The 528-nt window shown below is 47.5% G+C and carries 1 protein-coding gene; it reads right to left on the bottom strand.

Going from position 1 to position 528, the window contains the following annotated elements; translation table 11 throughout:
- A partial coding sequence (locus R8O11_RS31045; protein ID WP_318195368.1) for a histidine kinase dimerization/phospho-acceptor domain-containing protein occupies positions 1-528 on the bottom strand: 528 nt, incomplete at both ends.

Genomic DNA, 528 nt, shown 5'->3' with positions numbered 1-528 from the left:
ATTGCCCACTGCACGCTCAAACATGTTTTTGTCCATATAGAGCTGACCGTCGCCTGAGCTCACGATTCGCACCTCGGCATCTTCGGCCAATATTTCAAAATACGCGACCAAACGGTCGACTTCCTCCTGCACCGCAAACACTTCGTCATGGCGATGAATGAGCTTGTTTTCAGCCTTGGCAATGTAGAGCAAATCGTTGATGGTTTTCGTGATGCGGTTGTGTTCTTCCAACGTTGAGGCAATAGCATCCTGATACTCTTCAGGCGTTCGACACGCACCTAAAATGACCTGATTTTGCGTGGTAATGTTGGTGAGTGGCGTTTTTAACTCATGTGCTATATCAGAAGAAAACTCGCTCAAGCGGCGAAAACCAGTTTGCAACCTATCGAGCATCGCGTTGTGTTTGTTAGCTAACTCTCGCAGTTCTATTGGCAACGAATCGGGGTCGAGACGAATGCCCATTTGCTCTGGTGATATCTGTTGAATGTGCTGATTCAATCCCACAATCGGCTTCAACCCACGTTTTAC

It is taken from the genome of Vibrio sp. 1288 (genome assembly GCF_033344475.1).
The sequence above is the reverse complement of the archived record's forward strand: the minus strand, read 5'-3'. Positions and strand labels throughout refer to the sequence as shown.